This is a genomic window from Sphingobium sp. AntQ-1 (assembly GCF_028538045.1).
Classification (GTDB): domain Bacteria; phylum Pseudomonadota; class Alphaproteobacteria; order Sphingomonadales; family Sphingomonadaceae; genus Sphingobium; species Sphingobium cupriresistens.
This window is the reverse complement of record NZ_CP117159.1, coordinates 408345-432596: the sequence shown is the minus strand read 5'-3', so window position 1 is coordinate 432596 and position 24252 is coordinate 408345. Positions and strand designations below refer to the sequence as shown.

The 24252-nt window shown below is 64.4% G+C and carries 20 protein-coding genes and 2 riboswitches; of the genes, 10 read left to right on the top strand and 10 right to left on the bottom strand.

Annotated elements, in window-relative coordinates:
* On the bottom strand, nucleotides 1–1134 hold the full coding sequence (locus sphantq_RS20880) for an efflux RND transporter periplasmic adaptor subunit (RefSeq protein ID WP_272800314.1): 1134 nt from the start codon (nucleotides 1132–1134) through the stop codon (nucleotides 1–3).
* Between the two features lie 358 nt (nucleotides 1135–1492).
* Between sphantq_RS20880 and sphantq_RS20875 the strand changes: the two genes are divergently transcribed.
* Nucleotides 1493–2221, top strand: coding sequence for a response regulator (locus sphantq_RS20875; protein ID WP_066608153.1), 729 nt, complete (start codon nucleotides 1493–1495; stop codon nucleotides 2219–2221).
* Nucleotides 2218–3585 carry an ATP-binding protein gene (locus sphantq_RS20870; protein ID WP_272800313.1) on the top strand — a complete coding sequence of 456 codons (1368 nt, stop codon included), beginning with the start codon at nucleotides 2218–2220 and terminating at the stop codon, nucleotides 3583–3585. Before sphantq_RS20875 ends, sphantq_RS20870 begins: the two co-directional genes overlap by 4 nt.
* Here sphantq_RS20870 and sphantq_RS20865 read toward each other — a convergent pair.
* The 5 genes from sphantq_RS20865 to sphantq_RS20845 form a co-directional block, all read right to left on the bottom strand.
* Nucleotides 3582–3902 (bottom strand): DUF3325 family protein, encoded by a 321-nt coding sequence (locus sphantq_RS20865; RefSeq protein WP_066608156.1) that lies wholly within the window; start codon nucleotides 3900–3902, stop codon nucleotides 3582–3584. The genes sphantq_RS20870 and sphantq_RS20865 overlap by 4 nt on opposite strands.
* The gene (locus sphantq_RS20860) at nucleotides 3899–5407 is read right to left on the bottom strand and encodes a PepSY-associated TM helix domain-containing protein (protein WP_272800312.1); all 1509 of its coding nucleotides are present in this window, start codon (nucleotides 5405–5407) and stop codon (nucleotides 3899–3901) included. Before sphantq_RS20860 ends, sphantq_RS20865 begins: the two co-directional genes overlap by 4 nt.
* The gene (locus sphantq_RS20855; protein WP_272800311.1) at nucleotides 5404–5709 is read right to left on the bottom strand and encodes a ketohydroxyglutarate aldolase; all 306 of its coding nucleotides are present in this window, start codon (nucleotides 5707–5709) and stop codon (nucleotides 5404–5406) included. Before sphantq_RS20855 ends, sphantq_RS20860 begins: the two co-directional genes overlap by 4 nt.
* A gap of 383 nt (nucleotides 5710–6092) precedes the next feature.
* Nucleotides 6093–6815 carry a CbtA family protein gene (locus sphantq_RS20850; RefSeq protein ID WP_272800310.1) on the bottom strand — a complete coding sequence of 241 codons (723 nt, stop codon included), beginning with the start codon at nucleotides 6813–6815 and terminating at the stop codon, nucleotides 6093–6095.
* Between the two features lie 9 nt (nucleotides 6816–6824).
* Nucleotides 6825–7052: a CbtB domain-containing protein gene (locus sphantq_RS20845; protein ID WP_148648440.1), complete on the bottom strand. Its 228-nt coding sequence runs from the start codon at nucleotides 7050–7052 to the stop codon at nucleotides 6825–6827.
* A 48-nt stretch (nucleotides 7053–7100) separates the two neighbouring features.
* Nucleotides 7101–7185, bottom strand: a riboswitch (adenosylcobalamin (AdoCbl) riboswitch).
* A gap of 24 nt (nucleotides 7186–7209) precedes the next feature.
* Between sphantq_RS20845 and sphantq_RS20840 the strand changes: the two genes are divergently transcribed.
* The 4 genes from sphantq_RS20840 (at nucleotide 7210) to cobO (ending at nucleotide 13744) form a co-directional block, all read left to right on the top strand.
* Entirely contained in the window at nucleotides 7210–7908 is a 699-nt protein-coding gene (locus sphantq_RS20840; RefSeq protein ID WP_272800309.1) for a histidine phosphatase family protein, read from the top strand.
* A riboswitch (cobalamin riboswitch) is annotated at nucleotides 7870–8122 on the top strand. Its footprint overlaps the gene before it by 39 nt.
* Nucleotides 8123–8379: 257 nt before the next feature.
* Nucleotides 8380–9414 carry a cobalamin biosynthesis protein CobW gene (gene cobW, locus sphantq_RS20835; protein WP_272800308.1) on the top strand — a complete coding sequence of 345 codons (1035 nt, stop codon included), beginning with the start codon at nucleotides 8380–8382 and terminating at the stop codon, nucleotides 9412–9414.
* Nucleotides 9414–13133: a cobaltochelatase subunit CobN gene (gene cobN / locus sphantq_RS20830; protein ID WP_272800307.1), complete on the top strand. Its 3720-nt coding sequence runs from the start codon at nucleotides 9414–9416 to the stop codon at nucleotides 13131–13133. Before cobW ends, cobN begins: the two co-directional genes overlap by 1 nt.
* Nucleotides 13134–13135: 2 nt before the next feature.
* A complete protein-coding gene (gene cobO / locus sphantq_RS20825; protein ID WP_272800306.1) occupies nucleotides 13136–13744 on the top strand; it encodes a cob(I)yrinic acid a,c-diamide adenosyltransferase in 609 nt (202 codons plus the stop codon).
* On the opposite strand, the gene sphantq_RS20820 is transcribed toward cobO, so the two are convergent.
* Nucleotides 13741–14604: an ABC transporter substrate-binding protein gene (locus sphantq_RS20820; RefSeq protein WP_066608186.1), complete on the bottom strand. Its 864-nt coding sequence runs from the start codon at nucleotides 14602–14604 to the stop codon at nucleotides 13741–13743. The two genes, cobO and sphantq_RS20820, sit on opposite strands and share 4 nt — an antisense overlap.
* 77 nt (nucleotides 14605–14681) lie before the next feature.
* Here sphantq_RS20820 and sphantq_RS20815 point away from each other — a divergent pair, with 77 nt between their 5' ends.
* Nucleotides 14682–15686, top strand: coding sequence for a FecCD family ABC transporter permease (locus sphantq_RS20815; RefSeq protein ID WP_272800305.1), 1005 nt, complete (start codon nucleotides 14682–14684; stop codon nucleotides 15684–15686).
* A 354-nt stretch (nucleotides 15687–16040) separates the two neighbouring features.
* Here sphantq_RS20815 and sphantq_RS20810 read toward each other — a convergent pair whose 3' ends face one another.
* From sphantq_RS20810 to sphantq_RS20800, 3 genes are all read right to left on the bottom strand, one after another.
* Entirely contained in the window at nucleotides 16041–17441 is a 1401-nt protein-coding gene (locus tag sphantq_RS20810) for an ISNCY family transposase (RefSeq protein WP_443021562.1), read from the bottom strand.
* 300 nt (nucleotides 17442–17741) lie between these two features.
* Entirely contained in the window at nucleotides 17742–19142 is a 1401-nt protein-coding gene (locus tag sphantq_RS20805; RefSeq protein ID WP_443021562.1) for an ISNCY family transposase, read from the bottom strand.
* Nucleotides 19143–19359: 217 nt separating this feature from the next.
* On the bottom strand, nucleotides 19360–20445 hold the full coding sequence (locus sphantq_RS20800) for a helix-turn-helix transcriptional regulator (RefSeq protein ID WP_272800304.1): 1086 nt from the start codon (nucleotides 20443–20445) through the stop codon (nucleotides 19360–19362).
* An 85-nt stretch (nucleotides 20446–20530) separates the two neighbouring features.
* Between sphantq_RS20800 and cysD the strand changes: the two genes are divergently transcribed.
* The 3 genes from cysD (at nucleotide 20531) to sphantq_RS20785 (ending at nucleotide 24247) form a co-directional block, all read left to right on the top strand.
* The gene (gene cysD / locus sphantq_RS20795; protein ID WP_066608201.1) at nucleotides 20531–21442 is read left to right on the top strand and encodes a sulfate adenylyltransferase subunit CysD; all 912 of its coding nucleotides are present in this window, start codon (nucleotides 20531–20533) and stop codon (nucleotides 21440–21442) included.
* A 127-nt stretch (nucleotides 21443–21569) separates the two neighbouring features.
* Nucleotides 21570–23471 (top strand): sulfate adenylyltransferase subunit CysN, encoded by a 1902-nt coding sequence (gene cysN / locus sphantq_RS20790; RefSeq protein ID WP_066608204.1) that lies wholly within the window; start codon nucleotides 21570–21572, stop codon nucleotides 23469–23471.
* Nucleotides 23468–24247: a 3'(2'),5'-bisphosphate nucleotidase CysQ gene (locus sphantq_RS20785; protein WP_242495949.1), complete on the top strand. Its 780-nt coding sequence runs from the start codon at nucleotides 23468–23470 to the stop codon at nucleotides 24245–24247. Before cysN ends, sphantq_RS20785 begins: the two co-directional genes overlap by 4 nt.
* Nucleotides 24248–24252: the final 5 nt, after the last annotated feature.

Here is a 24252-nt window from a genome sequence, read left to right as displayed (position 1 = left end):
CTATTGCGCTGTCTTGATGGCGACAGGCTTGACGACGTCGTCGGCCTTCACCTTGTCGGTGCCCTCGACGATCAGGCGGTCGCCGGCCTTGAGACCCGCGGTGATCAGCCATTTGTCGCCGATCGCCTGAGCGGCGGTGACGATACGGCGTTCGACCTTGTTCGCCTTGTTCACGACCAGCGCCGTGGCGTTGCCCTTGGGATCGCGGTTGATGCCCTGTTGCGGCGCCAGAATCGCGCCGGGCACCACCGATTGCGGCGCGATCACGCGGACGAACATGCCGGGCATCAGCAGCCCGTCAGGATTGGGAAAGCGCGCGCGCAACGTCACCGTGCCGCTGTTGACGTCGACGATCGGCTCGGCGAATTCGATCCGGCCTTCCTGGGGATAGTCGGCGCCATCTTCCAGTTTCAGCCGGATGGTCGCGCTGGCCGCCAGCGTCTTGCCCGCCGCCAGCGACCGGCGCAACGCCAGGATTTGCGAGCTGGACTGGGTGACGTCGACATAGATGGGGTCGAGTTGCTGGATCGTGGTCAACGGGTCGGTCTGGCTGGTCGTCACCAGCGCGCCGGGCGTGAACAGGGTACGGCCGATGCGCCCGCTGATCGGCGCCCGGACCAATGTGAAGTCCAGATTGACGCTGCTGGTCTGCAGGCTGGCGCGCGCCTGCTGCACCGCGGCGCTCGCCTGTCGCGCGGTCGCGATCACATCGTCGCGGTCCTGCGCGCTCACCGCTTCGGTATCGCCCAGGCTGCGATAGCGCTGTGCCTTGGCCTGCGCGGCTGCGGCGGTCGCCTGCGCACTGGCCAGACTGGCCTGCGCCTCGTCGCGCGACGCGCGATAGAGGCGGGCGTCGATCTGGTAGAGCGGCTGGCCGGCGCTGACCATCGATCCTTCGGTGAACAGCCGCTTCTTGATCAGTCCCGCCACCTGCGGCCGCACTTCCGACATCATGGTCGATACGGTGCGGCCGGGCAGTTCGCTGGACACCGTGGCGTCCTGCGTGCTCAGCGTGACCACGCCCACTTCCACCGGCCCCTTTTGCGGCGGCTTTTGCTGTCCACATGCCGCAAGCGACAGGCCAAGAGCGATTGGCGCAACCCGAAGGCTGCGCAAGGTGGCGGAAAGGAGCATGGTGTGGCGCTTATCCTTGAAACTGTGCCGCACAGGCCCCTGCGATGCCCGCCGATGCACGAATAAGACCGGACCGGGCGCACGAGGGGGAGGGGGGAGGGGCGTGCGCGACCGATTCGGGCCGTGCACCGGGTTTCCAGCCAGGATGGCGGGTATAGGCATCGCAAGGACTCCGTTGGCGTCGGCAGGGGAGCCGACCTGGCCCTCTTCGCGGCTTTGCCCGTCTCATGGTAGAGTGACTGTTTTTCGAAATGCGGCGATGCGTTGCATGACCGCGCATGTTCGTATCGCTTTGTATCGGCCTGTATCGGCCAACAAGAAGCGCAGACTTTTAATGCGACGCGCGCTAGGACGGGCCATGGCCGATGCTGCATCCTTCCCTCCCGCCACAGTGCTGGTGGCCGATGACGACGCGGATATCCGCGACCTGATCGTCGGCCAGTTGCGGCAGGAAAATTACCGCCTGCTGGCCGCCGCCAATCTGGCCGACCTGCGTCAGACATTGCGGGACGAGGCGGTCGATCTGATCGTGCTCGACCTCAACCTGCCCGATGGCGACGGACTGTCGCTGTGCCGTGAATTGCGGGCGGAGGGATCGGACGTGCAGATCATCATGGTGACGGCGCGCGGTAGCGCGATCGACCGGGTGCTGGGGCTGGAACTGGGCGCGGACGATTATCTGACCAAACCGTTCGAGCCGCGCGAACTGCTGGTGCGCATCCGCAACTTGCTGCGCCGCGCGCGCAACGGGCCGGCCGCGCGCACCGGTGCGATGCGCTACGCGCATATCGGTCCCTGGCGCGTCGATCTGGTGCAACGCCGTCTGGTCGCGCCCGACGATCGGCTGGTGATGCTGTCGTCGGCCGAATTTCGACTGCTCAGCCGTTTCATTGACGAACCCAATGTCGTGCTGGACCGGGAGACATTGCTGCCCGAACGCCGCGCCACCGCCGCCTTCGATCGCTCGATCGACCTTCAGATCAGTCGTCTGCGGCACAAGCTGTCGAGCCTGCCGGGCGGCGAGGATCTGATCCTGACGGTGCGTGGCGAAGGCTATGTCCTGGCCTGTTCGGTCGATCATTCATGATCCGCGGGATCGCCGGCCGCGCCCGCGCCTTCTTCCGGTCGATGGCGGGGCAGATTTTCCTGATCCTGACGCTCGGCATGTCGGTCGCCGCGATTGTCGCGCTGCTGGTGGCGGAACAGACGCGCCGCCACGATTTCGAACGGGTGCGCCGCCAGCGCGTTCTTGCCAGCGCCATCGACGTCGCCGATCGTTTCCGCCGCGACCCCCGGCGCATCGAAAAGATGATGGCGACGCACAGCATCATCGGCGCGGCGCCTGCGCCCGAAGGCATCAGTCTGAACGAGCCGGACGGCGATCTCCAATCGCTTCTGCGCGCGCGCCTTGGTCCGCAATCGCAGCCCGAAGCGGGACAGGTGCCGGTCGGCCTTTGCTTCCCCGACCGCTACAGGTCGAAAGAACTGGTCGCCGGGCTGATCGACGCGCCACGCCCGGACTGTTGGGTGGTGCGCTATACCGATGGAACCGGCCAGCGCCGGGCGATCGCGCTCAGCTTCCCGCGCATCGCCAAACCGCCCAGCACCATCTTCAATCCGCTTTACCTGATCGTCATCGTCGCGGCCTCGGCGGGTCTGGGCATCCTTGTCGCCCGCATCGTGGCTACGCCGCTGCGGCGGCTGGAACAGGCGGCAGAGGCCTTTTCCGTGTCGCTCGACCCGGAGGAAATTCCCGAACGCGGGCCGGAGGAGGTGCGCGCCGCCCTGTCCACCTTCAACCTGATGCAGCGCCGCGCGCGGGCGGGCTTTGCCGAACGGACGCAATTGCTCGCCGCGATCAGCCATGATCTCCAGACGCCCTTGACCCGCCTGCGGCTACGCCTGGAACTGGTCGAGAATGAGGAATTGCGCGCACGCCTGTTGCAGGATCATCAGGCGATGCAGACGCTGGTGCGCGAAGGGCTGGACCTCGCCAGCAGTATCGAGGCGCGCGAGGAATGGTCGGCGCTCGACATCGATTCGCTGCTGACCAGCATGGCGGAGGATGCCGAGGAACTGGGCGCGCCCGTCCGGTTCCGCAGCGGGTGCGGCGGCACGGTGCGGGTAAAGCCCAATGCGCTGACCCGCTGTATCGCCAATCTGGTCGACAATGCCGTGCGCTATGGTGGCAGCGCAGAGATTAGCTGCGCGCGATCGGGCGGCAGGCTGCTGATCCATGTGCGCGATCATGGCCCCGGCATCCCGGTCGACCAGCTCGACCAGATGTTCGAACCCTTCACCCGCGGCGCCAGCAGCCAGCCGGGCGGGCGTCATGGCACCGGCATCGGCCTGACCATCTGCCGCTCGCTGGCGATGAGTTTCGAAGCATCGGTGCGCCTGCGCAATGCCGATGATGGCGGCCTGATCGCCACCATCGACATGAAGGCCTAAACCAGCAATCCGGCAACCAACATGACGGCCGCAACCGGCACGCCCGCCCGCGCCACCGCCGGACGGTAGGTCATGCCCAGCACCACCACGCCGCCCAGCAGCGGCAACAGCCCGATCCAGGCGATCAGCGCCATGCCGACATCGGCCCACAACATCAGGCTGAGCAGCGACAGGCCCAGCAGCGTCCACCCGGCCAATTCCAGATGACCGACAAAGGGACGCCGCTGCCATGTAGTGAGCAGAACCGGCCGATGTCGCTGCATCCGCCCCGCCAGCGCGAACAAAGCAAGGTAAAGCAGACCGATGGTGAGCGTCATGCCGGCGCCATCCGGCGGCGAACCGGGGTCGGCGCGCTGCGGCGGCGCAATTGCTTCCAGACCAGCAGGCCCAGCGCGACCGCAGTCGCGGTCAGCAGCATATTGCCCGACAGGATCATCACATCCCCCGCCCAGATCGGTCCCAGCGCAGCGGCGAGCGCGCATAGCAGCGCCAGCAGTCCCAGCAGGAGTGGCCAGCCCAGCGCAGGTGGCAGGACCAGCCCCAGCAGCAGCGCCGCGCCCGCGCTCCACAGCGCGACTGCAACCTCCTGCTGCGCGCGTTCCGCCAGGCCCAGCGGCAACAGCCGATTGGCGATCAGGAAGGCCGCCATGCCGATCGGCACGCCCACAAGGGCACCGACGTTCAACCGCTCCAGCAGCCGGTTGCCGATCGACAAGGGCGCGCGTTCCCGTCGCTTGACGATCCACAAGATCATGCCGCTCGCGATCGCCAAGGTCAGCATGGCGCCGCCCAGAAAATAGAGCCAGCGCGTTAGCAGCGGGGCAAAATGGGCCATGTGCAGGCCGTAGATGGTCTGATAGGCGCGCACGCCCGCTCGCTTTTCCGTCCAGGCTTTCAGCACCTTGCCGGTCGCGCCGTCGAAGCTGATCTCTGCGGGCAGAGTGCCGATCGCGCCCACCTCGACCGGATAGATGGTCACCACCGCGGCGGCATCGCCGGGGTTGAAGATATAGACCCGACCCACCGGCGCACCGCCAAAATAGCGCTGCGCCTGCGCCAGCATCGGCCCGACCGGGGCCAGCGGCGCCTTGGTCCCGCTCGCTTCCCGGCTGACCGTGCCGGGGGTCAGGTCGCTATAGAGCGTCGCCACATCCGCGCCATAGCCGGCCGCAATCCCCCAGGGCATGTTGAGCGACGCCAGCGTCAGCAGCCCGGTAAAGGTGATCATGATATGAAAGGGCAGGGAGAGCACGCCCAGCGCATTATGCCCGTCCAACCACGATCTTTGTCCCTTGCCGGGGCGGAAAGTGAAGATGTCCTTGAAAAAGCGCTTATGCGCGATGATGCCCGTGATGATCGCCACCAGCATCAGCATCGCCGCCAGCGACGCCAGCCACCGTCCCCAGGGATAGGGCAGTTCCAGCTCGAAATGCAGGCGGTAGAAAAATTCCCCGCCCAGCGTGTCGCGCGCCACCGGCGCACCGCTCACCGGATCGAGCGCCCGGCTCATATAGGCGCCGCCGCTGTCATAATTGGCGTTGACCACATTGGATCGGCCGTCGGGTGCGGACAGATACCAGCCTGCCGATCCGGTCGTATTGGTCGACAGCCACTCGGTCGCGGCCGTGATCGCGCGGACCGGATCGGCCTGTCCGCTGATTTCCGGGCGCATCCAGCGGCTGATCTCCGGCTTGAACACGGCCAGCGTCCCGGCCAGGCAGATGATGAAGAGGATGTGGCCAAGTAGCAGCCCGGTCCAGCCATGCAGCCAGGTCATCGCCTGCCGCGCCCCATCGCGCACCATGGCGCTCGTCCCGCTCATGCCGGTTGCCCTGCGATCCAGGCCACGCCGCTCAGCGCCAACGCCGCCAGCACCACGCCCGCGACCGCGCGCCACGGCCCCTGCGCCAGAAAGGCCCAGATGGAGACGCCAGGCGCGATCAGATAGGCGATCATGGTGGCAAAGGTCACCGCCTCCACCCGCGCCATCGGCAGGGTGCGCGCCAGCGCTGCGGCGCCCAAGGCCGCCACGCCATAGGCGCCGACCGTCCCGGCGATGGTGCGCAAAGCGACATTGGCGCGGTATCGCCAGCGGCTCGCCCGATAATGGATGGGCGGGGCCATCGGAACACTCCTCGTCAAAACGATGACCGGATTATCCGACGCGCATCATGCAAGTCAATCGCATTAGCAGCTTACGCGCATAATTTTCCACAACGCAAAGGCGTCCCCGGCGCCCCGCCCAATTTGGGCCTGCGCGACCAGATTTTCGCGCTTCGATGCGCGGTGCCATTCGCGCCGGGCGTCGCTCATTATCTGCCCGCGCGGCTCCGCGCGATGCCGTCCAGCGTCAGCGTCTCCGCCAGCGATCCTCGATCATGCGCCGCGCCGTCAGCAACCTTTCGCTGTCGGCGCGCGACAGCAGCGCATCCTGCCCGATCGGCACGATCGACCGCCATTGCGACAGCATGATCGTGCAGATGCTGGCGACATAGATATTCCCAGAGCTATGGGCGCGCCATCACCCGTTCCGCCGCCAGGCCAAAGACGATTCCGATTGTCGCCCACAACAGCAATTGGGTCGCGATCGAGGCCAAACGGAAGTTCCACAGCAGGGTCGCCGGGAAATCAGCCGGCACTTCATCGACGCTGGGCAGCAGATACTGGCCCAGCACGACCATCGCGCCATAGGCTCCCACCGCAATCAACGTCGCATCGATGCCCGGACGGGATAGGGCCAGCACGCTTCTGATCTTGGCAGCGATCACCGCCCCGCCCACCGACAAGGCGATCATTGCGAAATAGGCGGCGGTGCGAAGACCCACCGTTTCATGCTTGCCCACGGCCGGCGGCGTCTGCGGATATTTGATTCCCGGCACGATGACCACCAGGAAGATGGCGATTCCGCTGAGCAACAGGGCGAAGCTGCGTGGACCGAAGCGGCCAAAGCGTCCATAACCATAGGCGAATATGAGCGCGAAAATCCCGCCGACCGCCGCGCCGTAGAGCGCCAGCGCGGTCAGCAGACCCGCGCCCTTCTGCGTCGCCCGGCTTACCAGTTCCGCTTGTTCCCCATCCGAAGGCATGTCCATATGATGCACTACATGTGCGTTCTCGTGGCCGATGGCGAGGTCGATATGCGGCTCCGCAATCACGCGGGCGAACATCGTCGCGATGAGGGCCGCCAGAATGCCGGCCAGCATTCCGCGCCACAACAGGCTCTTGGTCATCGCCTGGGATCAGTGGCAGGGAAAGCCGAGAAGATGGCGGCCGTCATGCACATATTCATGCACATACATGCCGTCGAACAAGGCGACGGCGCCCTGTTCGGTGCTGACGAAATAAAGGAAAATAAGCGCAATCAGTGTGCCGAACACGGCCCATGGTGCGATGTCCTCGATCGGGATGGCGGAACCGCCCTGGACGGGAATGAAATGGTCGTCGAACAGTGCGGCAGTCGTTGACATAACCCAGACTCCTATAAGGGATTGCGCGTCCCGCGAGAGATTGTTCGTTCAGGAAGAAGGTCTGGCTCTCGACCTTTTACGTCGATAACAGTGGCGCGACCGCGCCGGAATCTCACCGGCTTCTTCTTCCTGATGCCCGCGCTGTTTAGGGTGCGCGATGGCGCGACGTCAACATGTCTTGGAGGTTCCGCTGTCCACATCCCTCCTTCTCCTATGCGCGGCGTCCACGCCGTCCAGCCGGGTCGGCGGCTTCCCGGCGCTGGACGAGGGCCTGGACGCACGCGGCGCGCATGATGCCGCCGCCTGCCGCCTGCCGCCGGGTTTCGACAACCATGTCCTTTGCAGCCCGTCCCGCGCCGCCGCGCAGACTGCCCAGGCGATGGGGCTGGATGCCTCGGTCGAGGTCGCGCTGGTGGACATGGATGCCGGGCGCTGGTCGGGCCGGTCGTTTGCCGACCTTTTCGCCGCCGAACCGGCCGCCCTGTCCGACTGGATCGCCGATCCGACGCAGGGCACCGCGGATGGTGAGACCATGGAATCGGTGCGACAGCGGGTAGGCGGCTGGCTGGACGGAATCGCGCAGTCGCCCGGATGCATCTGCGCCATCAGCCATGCCATGACGATCCGCGCCGCGCTGGCGCACGCGCTCGGCTTTCCGCTCGTGACGACGCCTGCCATCGACATTGCGCCGCTATCGACCGTTCGCCTGTCCTTCAACCGCATCTGGCGGCTTCAGGCGATCGCACCGCACTCAGGGCTTGCGGACGGCCCCGGCAGCCGGTATCGCCGACCGCATCCGGGGAGCCGCAAGCCCCCTTCGATGACTGATCGCGCCGGTTCCCCGCAAGGGGATTAAAATGGGAAGGCGGTGCGGGTGGCAGTCCCTCGACAAGGGCGCTCATCCAAATCCGCAGCTGTCCCTGCAACTGTAAGCGGCGAGCGCGATGCACATCGCTCCCTTTCCAGGGGAGCAGCCACTGGGCCGGACGCTAAATCCTGCGAGGCCTGGGAAGGCGTGCATCAAGCGATGACCCGCGAGCCAGGAGACCTGCCGGCGTCTGGTCGCTCTTGCTTTGGTCCAGGGGATGGCCGGGGCACGGTGAACGCCGTCTGAGCGACGAACCCATGTGGCTGGGGCCGCATCGGTGCGCGCTGACGGGCTCCATGCGCCTGCTCGTCGCCGCGCATCGACCGTTCGTTCGCGTCCGGCACGCCCCCGCCGAGATATCGCTCAGGTGCAGCGGGGGTAGACATGGCCATCATCAGGCTCGGCGATGCCGATCGCCCCTTCGCGCATGAATCCCATGGCGCTTGAAGGAGAAGAAGCGTGAGCAAGATCCCGACCACCGTCATCACAGGCTTTCTGGGGGCGGGCAAGACGACGTTGATCCGGCATTTGCTGCACAATGCCAAGGGTCGCAGGCTGGCGCTGATCGTCAACGAGTTCGGCGATGTTGGCGTCGACGGCGCGCTGCTGCGCGGATGCAATGACGACGCCTGCCCGGAAGACGATATCGTCGAACTGGCCAATGGCTGCATCTGCTGCACCGTGGCCGACGATTTCCTGCCGACCATGCTCAAGCTGCTCGACCGCGCCAATCCGCCAGACCATATCATCATCGAAACGTCCGGTCTGGCGCTGCCCAAGCCGCTGGTGAAGGCGTTCCAGTGGCCCGACATCCGCACCCGCGCGACCGTGGATGGCGTCGTGGCGCTGATCGATGCGGATGCGGTCGCCGCCGGGCGCTTCGCCACCGACGAAGCCGCGCTGGCGCTGGCGCGGGCGGCCGACCCCTCGCTCGACCATGACAGTCCGCTGGAGGAACTATACGAAGACCAGCTCGCCTGCGCGGACCTCGTCATCCTCAACAAGGCCGACATGGTCGATGCTGATGCGCTGACCCGGATCGAGGGCGACATAGGCAAGGATATCCGTAGTGGGGTGAAGATCGTGCGGACCGATCATGGCGCGATCGATGCCGGCGTCGTGCTCGGCCTGTTCGCCAAAGTCGAAGAGGATATCGATGCGCGACCCTCGCACCATGACGGCGACCCCGATCATGACCATGACGATTTCGACAGCTTCGTCGTCACCGGCGGCGAGATTACGGGCGTGGATGCGCTGGTGCAGGCCATGGCCCCGTTGATCGAGGCGCATGATGTCCTGCGCATCAAGGGCATGGTCGCCATCGCCGATCGCCCGGCGCGCCTGGTGGTCCAGGCGGTCGGTCCCCGCATCCAGCATTATTTCGACCGCGCCTGGAAGGCGGAGGAGTCGCGCCTGTCACAACTGGTGGTGATCGGGCAGAAGGGGCTGGATCAGGCCGCCATCGACAGCGCCCTTCGCGCGGCCTTCGCCTGATGCATTTGCTGGCCGCTACGCCGGGAACCGTTTCCAACGGCGACGAGGCGATCGACCTCGATCAATCGCCGGGCGAGATCGTGTTCCTGACCGTGGCGGACAGCGAGCTGGCCTGTTTCGCCCAGGCGGCGGCCCTGCTGGGTGAGGATGCGCCGTCGATCCGGTTGGTCAACCTGCTGCAGCTCAAACATCCCTATTCGGTCGACCTCTACGTCGAAAAGGTGATCGCCCATGCGCGTTTCGTGTGCATCGTACTGCTGGGGGGCAAGAGCTATTGGCCCTATGGCGTCGATGAAATCGCGCGGGTTGCGCGGGAAAAGGGCATCGCCTTTGCAGCGATCGCCGATGGCCGGGAACCCGACCCGTCGTTGGACGCCGCCGCGACGCTGCCGAAGGCGATCAGCGAGCGGCTCCGTGACTATCTGCGGCAGGGCGGCGTCGCCAATGCGGTCAGCTTCCTGCGCCATGCCGCGCGGCTGATCGGTGCGGATGTAGGCGTGCCGGACGATCCCGTGCCGATCGCGGACGCCGGCTTCTATCTGGCCGGCATGAAGCGGCCGACGTTGGATGATGTGCGGACAGGATGGCGCGCGGGACAGCCCGTCGCGCTCCTCTGCTTCTATCGCGCGCTAATGATCGCCGGTACGCTCGATGCCGTCGAAGCGCTGGTCGCCGCGCTGAAGGGACGCGGGCTGAACGTCGTCGCCGTTCATGTGCGGGCGCTGCGCGAACCCTTCGCGATCGACTGGCTGCACGGGCTGATCGGCGCGATCCGGCCCGATATCATCCTGAACGCCACGTCCTTCGCCGCCTCCTCGCCCGGCGACAGGCGAACGCCGGCCGTCCTCGAAGCAGCGGATTGTCCGATCCTGCAGACCGTGTTCGCGGGCGTCGAGCAGGCCAACTGGGCCGACAGTCCGCGTGGCCTTGGTCCTCGCGACCTGGCGATGAACGTCGCTCTGCCGGAAATAGACGGGCGCCTGTTCACCCGCGCCGTCGCCTTCAAGGCGGCCGAGCGTTTCGATGCCCGGACCCAATGCGGCATTGTGGCGCCGCGCGTCTCGCCCGATCGCGTTGCCTTCGTCGCCGATCTTGCCGCCAATTGGGCGGCATTGCGGCGAACGCCCGCCTCGGATCGGCGCGTTGCGCTCATTCTCGCCAACTATCCCAATCGCGACGGTCGGCTAGGCAATGGCGTCGGCCTCGACACGCCCGCCAGCGCGGCCGCCATTCTCTCTACCCTGGGTGAAGCGGGCTATCATGTCGGCGATGCTCCTGTTGACGGCGCGGGACTGATGGCGATCCTGCTGGGCGGCGTCACCAACGCCCGTGCGTCGCTGGATCGCCTGCCGGAAATCCGCCTGCCGATCGGCGATTACCGCCTGCGGTTCGACGCGCTGCCAGCAGCGGTGCGCGAGGCGGTGATGGCGCGATGGGGCGTCCCTGTGGACGATCCTTTCGTGCGTGACGGCGCCTTTCATCTGCCCGCCCATCGCTTCGGCCATATCGTCGTCGCGGTCCAGCCGGCGCGCGGTTACAATATCGATCCCAAGACCAGCTATCACGACCCGGCTTTGGTCCCGTCCCACGCCTATCTGGCCTTCCACTTCTGGTTGAACCATGATTTCGGCGCGCAGGCGGTCATCCATGTCGGCAAGCATGGCAATCTGGAATGGCTGCCGGGCAAGGCGCTGGCCCTGTCCGACAGCTGTTTCCCGGAAATCTGTGCGGGGCCGGTGCCGCAACTCTATCCTTTCATCGTCAACGATCCGGGCGAGGGGACGCAGGCGAAGCGGCGCATCGGCGCGGCGATCATCGATCATCTCACCCCGCCGCTGACGCGCGCGGAAAGCTATGGCCCGTTGAAGGCGCTCGAAGCGCTGGTCGATGAATATTATCTCGCAGCCGGCATGGACCCGCGCCGCATCCAGCATCTGAAAGCCGAAATTCTCGATCTCGCCCGGTCGCAAGGACTGGACGCTGATGCCGGGGCCGTCGGGGATGGCGACGACGCGCTCGCGGCTCTCGACAATTATTTGTGCGAATTGAAGGAGATGCAGATACGCGACGGGCTGCACATCTTCACCCGGTCGCCGACTGGCCGATTGCGCACCGACCTGCTCATCGCTCTGTCGCGCACCCCGCGCGGCTATGACGACGCGGGCCAGGCATCCTTGCTCCGCGCTATGGCCGACGATTTGGACCTTGGCTTCGATCCGCTCGATTGCCGGATGGGCGACGGCTGGACCGGCCCCCGACCGGCCGTGCTGGCAGCGGTGAGCGATGCGCCCTGGCGCAGCCATGGCGACACGATCGAACGGCTCGAACTGCTGGCCGTCGCGCTGGTCGAGGGTGCGACAGCGCCCGGCCCGGCGTCGCAGACCGTTATGCGTTCGCTGCTGGGCGATCTCGCCGGCCGCGTGGACCGTTGCGGCCCCGCCGAAAAGGCTGCGCTGCTGGCTGGCCTGGACGGGCGTTTCCTGCTGCCCGGCCCCTCCGGCGCGCCCACGCGCGGGCGCCCCGACGTGCTGCCGACCGGCCGCAACTTCTATTCGGTCGACACCCGGTCCGTGCCAACCGCCACCGCTTGGGAGCTTGGCCGCCGCTCCGCTCAACTAATGGTGGACGATTATCTCCAGCGCGAGGGCGAATATCCAAGGGCCATGGCGTTGTCCGCGTGGGGTACGGCCAATATGCGCACTGGCGGGGACGACATCGCCCAGGCGTTGGCGCTGATGGGCGTGCGACCGCGCTGGGACTGGACGTCGGGCCGCGTGATCGGTTTTGAGGTGATGAAGATCGCCGAACTCAACCGCCCGCGCGTCGATGTCACCTTCCGCGTCTCCGGCTTCTTCCGCGATGCTTTCCCCGAACAGATCGACCTGCTCGATTCCGCCGCGCGCGCCGTGATGGCGCTGGACGAGCCGGACGAGGACAATCCCGCCGCCGCCCGCCATCGCCGTGAGACGGCGCAACTGATCGACGCCGGCCATGACGTGAAGGCGGCCGCCCTGCGCGCGGGCTTTCGCGTGTTCGGATCGAAGCCGGGTGCCTATGGCGCGGGCCTTCAGGCGATGATCGACGAGAAAATCTGGCACGACCGCGCCGATCTCGCCAACGTCTATCTCGACTGGGGCGGCTATGCCTATGGGGCAGGGGTGGAGGGCGACGCCGCGCGCGACCTGTTCGCCACGCGCCTGGCGCAAGCCGACGCCGTCGTTCAGAACCAGGACAATCGCGAGCATGACCTGCTCGACAGCGACGATTATTACCAGTTCGAGGGCGGCGTCGCGTCCGCCGTCGAGCATCTGTCGGGCAAGCGGCCGCGCGCTTATCATAACGACCATAGCCGCCCCGAACGCCCTGTCGTTCGCACGCTGGAGGACGAGATCGGCCGGGTGGTCCGCGCCCGCGTCACCAATCCCAAATGGATCGCGGGCGTGATGCGCCACGGGTACAAGGGCGCGTTCGAGATCGCCGCGTCGGTCGACTATCTGTTCGCCTTCGCCGCCACGACACATGCCGTGCGCGATCATCATTTCGACGCAGTCCATGCCGCCTTCATCGAGGATGAAGCCGTGCGTGCCTTCCTGGCGGAGGCCAATCCGGCCGCGCTGCGCGAAACTGCGGCGCGCCTGGCCGAAGCGCTGGAGCGCGGCATGTGGAAACCCAGATCGAACAGCGCGGGCCTGTTGCTCGCCCAGCTTGCAGGAGGATGACGATGGCCGAACGGACCGACGAACAACATGCGCAGAAGATGAAGAAGAAGCAGGCCGCGCACGACCGGATCGTCGCGGGCAAGACGGTCGAAAAGGGCCTGCTGATCGTCCACACCGGCAAGGGGAAGGGCAAGACGACCGCGGCGCTGGGCATGGTGGTGCGCGCCATCGGCCATGGCAAGAAGGTCGGCGTGGTCCAGTTCGTGAAGGGGGCGATGGAAACGGGCGAGAAGGCCGTGTTCGATCGTTTCCCAGATCAGGTCGAATTCATGGCCATGGGCGACGGCTTCACCTGGGATACGCAGAACCGGGCGCAAGACATTGCTTCGGCAGGCAAAGCCTGGGATCAGGTCAAGCGCATGATCGCCGACCCAGCCTATCATCTGGTGCTGGCCGACGAACTCAATATCGTCCTGCGCTACGATTATCTCCCCCTCGACGAGGTGCTGGCGGTTCTTAAGGCCAGGCCGGAGATGAAGCATGTCATCGTCACCGGCCGCAACGCGCCCGAAGCGCTGGTCGAAGCCGCGGATCTGGCGACGGAGATGACGCTGGTGAAGCACCCGTTCCGCGAACAGGGCGTCAAGGCGCAGCCCGGCATCGAATTTTAGGGGCGATGGTCGATCTGGTTCACCAGGCTGCGGGCGGCATCGACATAGGCCGGGCCGCCACAGACGGTCCATGCCTGGGGCAGGCGCAGCCGCTTGATGTCTTTCAACAGCGGATGCCGCAGCATCTCCGTGCCCTGATCCACCACCCGTTCGGAACCGCTTTCGATCAGCAAATAGTCCGGCTGGGCAACCATCAACTCTTCGAGGGTGAGTTGCGACAGGACCGGCTTGCCGAGCTTTCCGGCCAGGTTGACCAGACCCGCGCGGGTCATCAGGTCGTCGATCAGCGTGCCCGTTCCGGTCAGGAAACCGCGCCGCTGATAGTAAGCGGCGATGCCGGCCGGGCGCGGCCGAGCGATGGCGGCAAGATCCCGGTCCATCCGGGCGATCAGCGCCTCGCCGCGATCGACATGGCCAATGGCCTTGGCGACGGCGCGGATTTGCGTGACGATGCCGGCATAACTACCAGCCGGTTTGAGATCGAGGGTGTGATAATGCGCGCCCGACAGCGCCGCCATCATGCCGGTGCGGCGGGCCGGCGCGCCTATCACCAGATCGGGATCGATCGCCAGCACCTCCTCCGCCGACCCCCTCAATATGGGCAGGCCGCGCGTCTGCGCCGCCGCTGCGGACATGGCCGCATTGTTCGCATTCCGGGTCAGGCCGGCAATCTGCGTCCGATCGGCCAGCGCAAGCAGATATTGGTCGGCGCACAGGTTCAACGACACGATCCGCCGCGGCGGGGCGCTGCGGCCGGTCTGCGATGCGGGCGCCGAACCAGCCAGGAGGCCGCCCGCCACCCATGCGAACAGGCGCGCCGTCAGCCGGGCGGATGGCCATTTCGTCAATCTGCATAACATGCCCACCCCATGACCCACACGACCCCGGTACACAAGCGTGACGGGGACCACCGATCCAATGCGAGGTGCCATTTCCCATGTCCTACCCATCACACGCACGGCGGCGCACCTTATTGCTCATCCTTCTGGTCGTGACGATCCTGGCGGGCGTCGCCTCTCTGGGGGTGGGATCGGCCGCCATCGATCCGGCGCGGTTGCTGGCGGCGGCGACCGGCCATGGCGACCCAATCGCAACGGCCATCCTGTTCACGCTGCGACTGCCGCGCGTCCTGCTCGGCCTGGCGGTGGGCGGCATGTTGGGCCTGGCCGGCGCTGCGTTACAGGGCTATCTGCGCAACCCGCTGGCGGAACCGTCGGTATTGGGGGCATCCAGCGCCGCGGCGCTGGGAGCCGTCAGCGCGCTGTATTTCGGGCTGTCCGAGCGCCATATCCTATTCCTGCCGGTGCTGGCGATCGCGGCCGGGCTTCTCGCGCTGTTGCTGCTCTTTGCGCTGGCGGGACGCGCCGAAAGCCCGCTCAGCCTCATTCTCGCCGGCATCGCGATCTCCGCCTTGGCGAGCGCCGGCATCAGCCTGGCCCTCAACCTGTCCGAAAACCCCTTTGCCGCCATGGAGATCACCGCCTGGCTGCTAGGATCGATCGAAAACAGGTCGATCGAACATGTCTGGATCGCCTTGCCCTGTATCGGATGCGGCGCGGCGCTTCTCCTGCTCGACGCGCGCGCTCTCGATGCCCTGACGCTGGGGGAGGAAGGCGCGCAGGCGCTGGGCGTCACCCTGCGGCGGACGCGGCTGCGGCTGCTGCTGGGGATCGGCATCGGCGTCGGCGGCGCGGTGGCGGTCGCCGGCTCGATCGGCTTCGTCGGGTTGATCGTTCCGCATCTGGTGCGTCCGCTGACGGATCGCAGCCCCTCGTCGATCCTGCTGCCCTCGCTGCTGGCCGGCGCGGCGCTACTGACGCTGGCTGACATCGCGGTGCGGCTGATCCCGACCTATAACGAACTAAAGCTCGGCGTCATCACCGCGTTCCTGGGCGTTCCTGTCTTCCTGCTACATCTGCTGCGGGAGCGGCGGCTATGGTGATGCCACCGGCCGCATATGCCGACCGAGTCCGTCCGACGGTCTATCCCGCTTCCATCAGAATGGCGGGTTGTCGTCACGCTTATGGGCGATTTGCAGGCGAATCATTTTATTCGTCTATATTCAAAAGGATATTCGTATATCTTCTCATAAATTTATATGGGTTGGGTCAAGCCGCGCTCATGTCAATGTTCTCGCTAAATAGAGAAGTCACTATCTGTGCCATATAGAAATGTCCCACCTGTGAGTACAGCAGGGGCTGCGTGGAGCCATCGACACAGCGCAGCGCAGCCCCTGCTGATGCGCTGACCTGGGGGTAGTAGACCCATGGACCCACTGCGTTAGCAGTGGGCACGGTCATGTCCTCTGTACGAAGGCGAGCGTGCCGCGTTCGCGCAACGCCTCATCACTGAGCCGGGGACCACGCTTGAGCTTCGAGCCACCCAGTGTGCGCCGATCGATCTTTGGTGGCGGGTCTGGTTCGGGGAAAATATGCATAGGCTGGTCACGGCGGGCAGGGGCGTCGTTGTTGCGCTTGCGGTGATGCGGCATCATCGCCTGCATTTGTCTGGCCAGCAGCAAGGCTGCGTCCAGATGCTTGTTCTCTACAATCGCAGGTTGATTGACCTGCCGCATCTTGTCGAACTGGCGATAAGGCAGCACATGGCCCTCATGCTCGATCTCCAGTCGGCCGTCGGGATATTCGCAGACCGTGACCCGCTTGCGCGCCAGTTTTTGGCTGACATCGTTCGGCTCCAGAATGAACATCGCTTTGTTGTAATGCAGCGTCAGTGCCGCCGTCACCGTCCGCTGCTCACGCCAGACCATGATCGAACGCAGATCGTCATGCAGGGCGAGGGGGCGGTGCAGATCGCGAGCATCGAAGGCGGGGCGGGCGAACCGCTCGTTGTGCCGGGCCATATAGCTGTCGAGAAAGGCGTTGGCGTCCTCGATCGATGAAATGCCTTCCAGGCGCATCGCTTTGACCAGGCGATCCTGCAAGGTGGCGTTGGCCCGTTCGACCCGGCCCTTGGCCTGCGGCGAGTTGGCGCAGATGATCTCGATGTTCAACGCATCCAGCGCCCGCCCGAAATGGGTCATGCCATCGCCATTGGCTGTGGGCCTCGGATTGCGGAAGACAGTGTGTTTGTCGGAATAGAAGGCCACAGGCTTGCCGTGCTGTTCGATATACTCGCGCGTCGCTTCCATATAGGCGAAGGTGCTCTCGCTCTCGACCATCTTGAGATGCATCAGCTCGCTGGTCGCGTCATCGATATAGACGAGCAGGGTGCATTGCGGCCCGCGATCCTCAAACCACCAATGCTTCGAGCCGTCGATCTGGATCAGTTCACCCCGACAGTCCCGCCGATAACGCGGTTGATACGGGCGAGGGCGACGGGCATCGCGATCTTTCCAGAGCCCCGCTTTTATCATGAATTGGCGTAGCGTCTCGGAGGCTAGGTGGATATCGTGCCGCTCCGCCAGATACTCGCGGGCCAGGGTTGGCCCGAAATCATGATAATGCTCGCGCACGATCGCGACGACGCGCTCGCGGAAATTGTCATCATACCGTCGGTTGCTTGGCCGGCCACGCTTACACGAGACCAATCCTTCGGGACCAGCTGCATGTAATCGTGACAGCAGCCGAAATATCTGCCTTCGGCAAAGGCCCAATAGCGCTGACGCATCCTCAACACGCAGTTCGCCGCGCTCGACCCGCAGCAGCGTATCGTAACGGGAAAGCTCGCCGTGGCTCATGCCAATCACCATCATAAGCGCCAACTCCTGAATCAGGAGATGACCATGCCACCGATGAGCCGCGTGGTGACGTCGAGAGTGACATCTCTAACTAGCGGAGGGGTGACATTTCTATCTAGCGCTTACAGTCAATGTTCTCGCTAAATAGAGAAGTCACTATCTGTGCCATATAGAAATGTCCCACCTGTGAGTACAGCAGGGGCTGCGTGGAGCCATCGACACAGCGCAGCGCAGCCCCTGCTGATGCGCTGACCTGGGGGTAGTAGACCCATGGACCCACTGCGTTAGCAGTGGGCACGGTCATGTCCTCTGTACGAAGGCGAGCGTGCCGCGTTCGCGCAACGCCTCATCACTGAGCCGGGGACCACGCTTGAGCTTCGAGCCACCCAGTGTGCGCCGATCGATCTTTGGTGGCGGGTCTGGTTCGGGGAAAATATGCATAGGCTGGTCACGGCGGGCAGGGGCGTCGTTGTTGCGCTTGCGGTGATGCGGCATCATCGCCTGCATTTGTCTGGCCAGCAGCAAGGCTGCGTCCAGATGCTTGTTCTCTACAATCGCAGGTTGATTGACCTGCCGCATCTTGTCGAACTGGCGATAAGGCAGCACATGGCCCTCATGCTCGATCTCCAGTCGGCCGTCGGGATATTCGCAGACCGTGACCCGCTTGCGCGCCAGTTTTTGGCTGACATCGTTCGGCTCCAGAATGAACATCGCTTTGTTGTAATGCAGCGTCAGTGCCGCCGTCACCGTCCGCTGCTCACGCCAGACCATGATCGAACGCAGATCGTCATGCAGGGCGAGGGGGCGGTGCAGATCGCGAGCATCGAAGGCGGGGCGGGCGAACCGCTCGTTGTGCCGGGCCATATAGCTGTCGAGAAAGGCGTTGGCGTCCTCGATCGATGAAATGCCTTCCAGGCGCATCGCTTTGACCAGGCGATCCTGCAAGGTGGCGTTGGCCCGTTCGACCCGGCCCTTGGCCTGCGGCGAGTTGGCGCAGATGATCTCGATGTTCAACGCATCCAGCGCCCGCCCGAAATGGGTCATGCCATCGCCATTGGCTGTGGGCCTCGGATTGCGGAAGACAGTGTGTTTGTCGGAATAGAAGGCCACAGGCTTGCCGTGCTGTTCGATATACTCGCGCGTCGCTTCCATATAGGCGAAGGTGCTCTCGCTCTCGACCATCTTGAGATGCATCAGCTCGCTGGTCGCGTCATCGATATAGACGAGCAGGGTGCATTGCGGCCCGCGATCCTCAAACCACCAATGCTTCGAGCCGTCGATCTGGATCAGTTCACCCCGACAGTCCCGCCGATAACGCGGTTGATACGGGCGAGGGCGACGGGCATCGCGATCTTTCCAGAGCCCCGCTTTTATCATGAATTGGCGTAGCGTCTCGGAGGCTAGGTGGATATCGTGCCGCTCCGCCAGATACTCGCGGGCCAGGGTTGGCCCGAAATCATGATAATGCTCGCGCACGATCGCGACGACGCGCTCGCGGAAATTGTCATCATACCGTCGGTTGCTTGGCCGGCCACGCTTACACGAGACCAATCCTTCGGGACCAGCTGCATGTAATCGTGACAGCAGCCGAAATATCTGCCTTCGGCAAAGGCCCAATAGCGCTGACGCATCCTCAACACGCAGTTCGCCGCGCTCGACCCGCAGCAGCGTATCGTAACGGGAAAGCTCGCCGTGGCTCATGCCAATCACCATCATAAGCGCCAACTCCTGAATCAGGAGATGACCATGCCACCGATGAGCCGCGTGGTGACGTCGAGAGTGACATCTCTAACTAGCGGAGGGGTGACATTTCTATCTAGCGCTTACAGTCAATATATACGATAATATATCTTATGTTAAATTTGATAAATTTATGCGATCGCGTGATACTGTCCAACTCGCTGTCCCATCGGCGCGATCAGGCGATCGCCAAGACGCTGCTCAGGATGATCCGCACCAGTTCGGCCTGGCCCCGCGCCCCCATTTTGGCGTAGATTTTCTTTGAATAGTTGCGCGCCGTCTCAACCGTCAGATGGAGATTGGCAGCGGCCTGCGCGATGGGAATCCCCTGGCCCATTTCCCAGGCGAGTCGCGCCTCGCTGGGCAATAGCCCGAACAGGTCGACCAACTGCTCGCACCGATCCGCCTGCGACGATCGGTCGCCGCTCAGATAGACGATGGCCACCGGCGTCCCGCCCGCCGCCACCGACTGTCCGCGAAATGGCGCGACCAGCATGTCCATCCACGGATCGCGGCTCAGATTGATCGCGCGCGGCCGCGCCTCCGCATCCTGCGCGAACATCTTGACCAGCGCCGTTAATTCGCGGTCCAGCCCCGGCGATGTCGGGGTCAGCCGGTCATAGCGCCCGCGCCGCAGGATAGTGTTGCGCTGGAACAGCTGTTCGACATGGGGCGTCATGTCCAAGATGCGGCATTGGAAATCCAGCGTCAGCCAGCCGAAATTCAGCCGCCCAAAGGCTTCTGACGTCAGGGTCGATCGCAACTTCTCCCGCTCCAGCGCCACAAAGCCGCGCAATGCCGTGCGCAGATGCGGGGCGAGCGCGGTCAGCAACGCCGTGGCCGATGACGATATGCGCGTGCTCGCGCAGCTCAGCCAGGCATCCACCCCGCTGCTCTCCGTCACCCGCACGGATCTTATGTCATCCACGCCCATGCCATGCAGGAAATCGCTCCGATAGGATTGCAACGCGGCATTGTCCGGCGGGATCAGTTCGGCGAGCGAATAAACCCGCCCTTCCCGCATGTTGCGATGAGCCAGCGGATCGTGCACATATTTCTCGGCGAACAGCCGGCCCAGATGTGGCGGCGCCGCAGGGCCGGCATATAGCTCGACAATATTCTTCTCATCGATCGGACGAAAGGCCAGGCTGACATAGCGGACCTGCATCCGGCTGCGCAGCCGGTCGAGAAAATCGTGCCAAAGCGGCTGCTGGAACATGCCCTCGCTCAGGCTGACCAGCAGGCCGGAATCATCCAATCGCATGAGCTGGTCATATACCCTCCCATTTGGGAGGTCCAATGATAGTTGCTTGCTGCCAAGGTCGCTCGCAAGAAGATTGCGAGGATCCATGGCGGACGTGAAGACCCTGACTCATCTGGAGCGGCTCGAAGCCGAAAGCATCCATATCCTGCGGGAGGTGGTGGCTGAGGCCGAAAAGCCGGTAATGCTTTATTCCGTCGGCAAGGACTCGGCGGTGATGCTGCATCTGGCGCGCAAGGCTTTCTATCCCTCGCCGCCGCCCTTCCCGCTCCTGCATGTCGACACGACCTGGAAATTTCAGGAAATGTACAAGCTGCGCGACCGGATGGCGCAGGAAAGCGGCATGGAATTGCTGGTCTATCATAATCAGGAAGCGATGGACCGGGGGATCAACCCGTTCGACCATGGCGCGCTGCATACCGACATGTGGAAGACGGAAGGGTTGAAGCAGGCGCTCAACCTCCATGGCTTCGACGCGGCGTTCGGCGGCGCGCGGCGCGACGAAGAAAAGAGCCGGGCGAAGGAGCGCATCTTCTCCTTCCGCACCGCGTCCCATGGCTGGGACCCCAAGAATCAGCGGCCCGAATTGTGGAACCTCTACAACGCCCGCAAGCACAAGGGCGAAAGCATCCGCGTCTTCCCGATCAGCAACTGGACCGAGTTGGATATCTGGCAATATATCCATTTGAACAATGTGCCGATCGTGCCGCTCTATTTCGCGGACATCCGCCCGACGGTGGAGCGGGACGGCATGTTGCTGATGGTCGATGACGATCGTTTCCCCCTGATGCCGGGCGAAACGCCGGTCATGCGCTCGATCCGCTTCCGCACGCTGGGCTGCTATCCGCTGACCGGCGCGGTCGAAAGCACCGCCAAGACGCTTCCGCAAGTGATCCAGGAAACGCTTCTGACGACCACGTCGGAACGGCAGGGCCGCGCTATCGACAAGGATGCGGGCGGCGCCGGCATGGAGAAGAAGAAGCAGGAAGGGTATTTTTGACGCGCCACGGAATGCGCAGCATTCCGAAGCGTCAACCCCGGCTAAGGCCGGGGTATTGTGCCACCGGGCACCGCCTTCGCCCAGATCATAGCGATCCCAGCTTTCGCTGGGATGACGGGATGAACATATGACCGACCCCATCTACAAGACCGACGCGCTCATCGCTGAAGATATCGATCAATATCTCAAGGTCCATGAGCATAAGACGATGCTGCGCTTCATCACCTGCGGGTCGGTGGATGACGGCAAATCGACGCTGATCGGCCGGCTGCTCTACGACAGCAAGATGATCTTCGAGGATCAACTCGAAGCGCTTCAGGCCGACAGCAAGAAGGTCGGCACCCAGGGGCAGGAGATCGACTTCGCCCTCCTCGTCGATGGCCTCGCCGCCGAGCGCGAACAGGGCATCACCATCGACGTCGCCTATCGTTTCTTCGCCACCGAAAAGCGCAAGTTCATCGTCGCCGACACCCCCGGCCACGAACAATATACCCGCAACATGGTGACCGGCGCATCGACCGCGGACCTGGCCGTCATCCTGATCGACGCACGCAAGGGCATCCTGACGCAAACCCGGCGCCACAGCTATCTCGCCCACCTGATCGGCATCCGCAACATCGTGCTGGCCGTGAACAAGATGGACCTGGTCGGCTATGATCAGGCCGTGTTCGACGGCATCGTCAAGGATTATGCCGCGTTCGCCCGCTCGATCGGCATCACCGCCTTCACGCCGATGCCGATTTCCGGGTTCAAGGGCGACAATATCACCGGCCTCAGCCCCAATACGCCCTGGTATAGAGGCCCGGCGCTGATCGAGCATCTGGAGACGGTCGATGTCAACAGCGCGGCCGACGCTGACAAGCCGTTCCGCATGGCGGTCCAGTGGGTCAACCGCCCCAATCTGGATTTTCGCGGCTTTTCCGGCCAGATCGCGACCGGATCGGTGCGCCCCGGCGACGCCATCCGCGTGCTGCCCTCCGGCAAGACCAGCACCATCACCCGCATCGTAACCCTCAATGGCGATCTCGAAGAAGCTGTCGCCGGCCAGTCGGTCACGCTCTGCTTCGCCGACGAGGTCGATTGTTCGCGCGGCGACGTGATCGCGGCGTCCGACAGCCCGCCCCAGGTCGCCGACCAGTTCGAAGCGACGATCGTATGGATGGCGGACGAGGAAATGCTGCCGGGCCGCTCCTACTGGCTCAAAATCGGCGCCCAAACGGTCACCGCCACAGTGCAACAGCCCAAATATCAGGTCAACGTCAACACGATGGAGCAACTGGCGGCCAAGACGCTGGAGTTGAACGCCATCGGCGTCGCGAACCTGTCGACCGATCGGCAGGTCGTGTTCGAACCCTATGCCGACAACCGGACGCTGGGCGGTTTCATCCTGATCGACAAGATCACCAACGCCACGGTGGCCGCGGGGATGCTGCACTTCAGCCTACGCCGCGCCCAGAATGTCCATTGGCAGGCGACCGACGTCAGCCGCGATTTTCATGCGGGCCTCAAGAATCAGAAGCCAGCCGTGCTCTGGTTCACCGGGCTTTCAGGCGCAGGCAAATCGACCATCGCCAATCTGGTCGAAAAGCGGCTGGCGCGGATGAACCGCCATACCTTCCTGCTGGACGGCGACAATGTCCGCCATGGCCTGAACAAGGATCTGGGCTTCACCGACGCCGACCGGGTGGAAAATATCCGCCGCGTGGGCGAGGTCGCCAAGCTGATGACCGATGCGGGCCTGATCGTCATCACCGCCTTCATCTCCCCCTTCCGGGCCGAACGCGACATGGTGCGGCAGATGATGCAGCCGGGCGAGTTCATCGAGGTGCATATCGACACCTCGCTGGCCGATGCCGAAGCGCGCGACGTCAAGGGCCTCTACAAGAAGGCGCGAGCGGGCCAGCTCAAGAATTTCACCGGCATCGACAGCCCCTATGAAGCGCCCGAAGATCCGGAGATCCGGATCGACACGGCGGACATGACTGCGGAGGAAGCGGCCGAGGCGATCGTCGCGCGGCTGATCCCATGAGCACCGCCCCCAATAGTGCGATGTCGGACGCCAAGCTGGCCGCCTATCTCGCCGAGATAGCGGGACGGCTGCTGCTCGACGTCCGGGCGTCCGGCCTGTTCAGCCCCAAGGCGCTGGGCAAGGCCGGGGACCAGACCGCCAACCAGTTCCTCTGCCACGCCCTGCGCGAACAGCGGCCCGACGACGGGCTGTTGTCCGAAGAGGAAAAGGATAATGAAGATCGCCTGGCCAAAAGCCGGGTGTGGATCGTCGATCCGGTCGATGGCACCCGCGAATATGGCGAGGAGCGAGCCGACTGGGCGGTGCATGTGGGTATGGCGATCGACGGCCAGCCGGTGATCGGCGCGGTTGCGCTGCCGGGGCTGGATGGCGGTATGGTGCTGAGGTCCGACGAACCCGTCCCTTTGCCCCTCGCGCCGGACCGGCTGCGCATGGTTGTCAGCCGCACCCGTCCGGCGGCCGAAGCGATCGAAGTGGCCGCACATCTCGGCGCGGAACTGGTGCCGATGGGATCGGCGGGGGCCAAGGCGATGGCGATCATCCTGGGTCAGGCCGACATCTACCTGCACAGCGGCGGCCAATATGAATGGGACAGCATGGCCCCGGTCGCGGTCGCGCGCGCCCATGGCCTCCATTGTTCGCGCATTGACGGCGCGCCGCTCGTCTACAACCAGGCTGACGTATATCTGCCCGACCTGCTGATCTGTCGGCCCGAACATGCCGAAACGGTGTTGGGGCATGTCGCCCGTTTCAAACAGGATGCGATCAAAAGCTGAAAGTT

Coding starts and splice junctions, on each gene's coding strand:
- sphantq_RS20815 (WP_272800305.1), top strand. CDS start 14,682: ATGTCCTACCCATCACACGCACGGCGGCGCACCTTATTGCTCATCCTT.
- cysN (WP_066608204.1), top strand. CDS start 21,570: ATGACCGACCCCATCTACAAGACCGACGCGCTCATCGCTGAAGATATC.
- sphantq_RS20785 (WP_242495949.1), top strand. CDS start 23,468: ATGAGCACCGCCCCCAATAGTGCGATGTCGGACGCCAAGCTGGCCGCC.
- sphantq_RS20810 (WP_443021562.1), bottom strand. CDS start 17,441: ATGAGCCACGGCGAGCTTTCCCGTTACGATACGCTGCTGCGGGTCGAG.
- cobO (WP_272800306.1), top strand. CDS start 13,136: ATGGCCGAACGGACCGACGAACAACATGCGCAGAAGATGAAGAAGAAG.
- sphantq_RS20875 (WP_066608153.1), top strand. CDS start 1,493: ATGGCCGATGCTGCATCCTTCCCTCCCGCCACAGTGCTGGTGGCCGAT.
- sphantq_RS20850 (WP_272800310.1), bottom strand. CDS start 6,815: ATGACCAAGAGCCTGTTGTGGCGCGGAATGCTGGCCGGCATTCTGGCG.
- sphantq_RS20860 (WP_272800312.1), bottom strand. CDS start 5,407: ATGAGCGGGACGAGCGCCATGGTGCGCGATGGGGCGCGGCAGGCGATG.
- sphantq_RS20865 (WP_066608156.1), bottom strand. CDS start 3,902: ATGACGCTCACCATCGGTCTGCTTTACCTTGCTTTGTTCGCGCTGGCG.
- sphantq_RS20870 (WP_272800313.1), top strand. CDS start 2,218: ATGATCCGCGGGATCGCCGGCCGCGCCCGCGCCTTCTTCCGGTCGATG.
- sphantq_RS20820 (WP_066608186.1), bottom strand. CDS start 14,604: ATGTTATGCAGATTGACGAAATGGCCATCCGCCCGGCTGACGGCGCGC.
- sphantq_RS20800 (WP_272800304.1), bottom strand. CDS start 20,445: ATGCGATTGGATGATTCCGGCCTGCTGGTCAGCCTGAGCGAGGGCATG.
- sphantq_RS20840 (WP_272800309.1), top strand. CDS start 7,210: ATGGCGCGACGTCAACATGTCTTGGAGGTTCCGCTGTCCACATCCCTC.
- cysD (WP_066608201.1), top strand. CDS start 20,531: ATGGCGGACGTGAAGACCCTGACTCATCTGGAGCGGCTCGAAGCCGAA.
- sphantq_RS20845 (WP_148648440.1), bottom strand. CDS start 7,052: ATGTCAACGACTGCCGCACTGTTCGACGACCATTTCATTCCCGTCCAG.
- cobN (WP_272800307.1), top strand. CDS start 9,414: ATGCATTTGCTGGCCGCTACGCCGGGAACCGTTTCCAACGGCGACGAG.
- sphantq_RS20880 (WP_272800314.1), bottom strand. CDS start 1,134: ATGCTCCTTTCCGCCACCTTGCGCAGCCTTCGGGTTGCGCCAATCGCT.
- sphantq_RS20805 (WP_443021562.1), bottom strand. CDS start 19,142: ATGAGCCACGGCGAGCTTTCCCGTTACGATACGCTGCTGCGGGTCGAG.
- sphantq_RS20855 (WP_272800311.1), bottom strand. CDS start 5,709: ATGGCCCCGCCCATCCATTATCGGGCGAGCCGCTGGCGATACCGCGCC.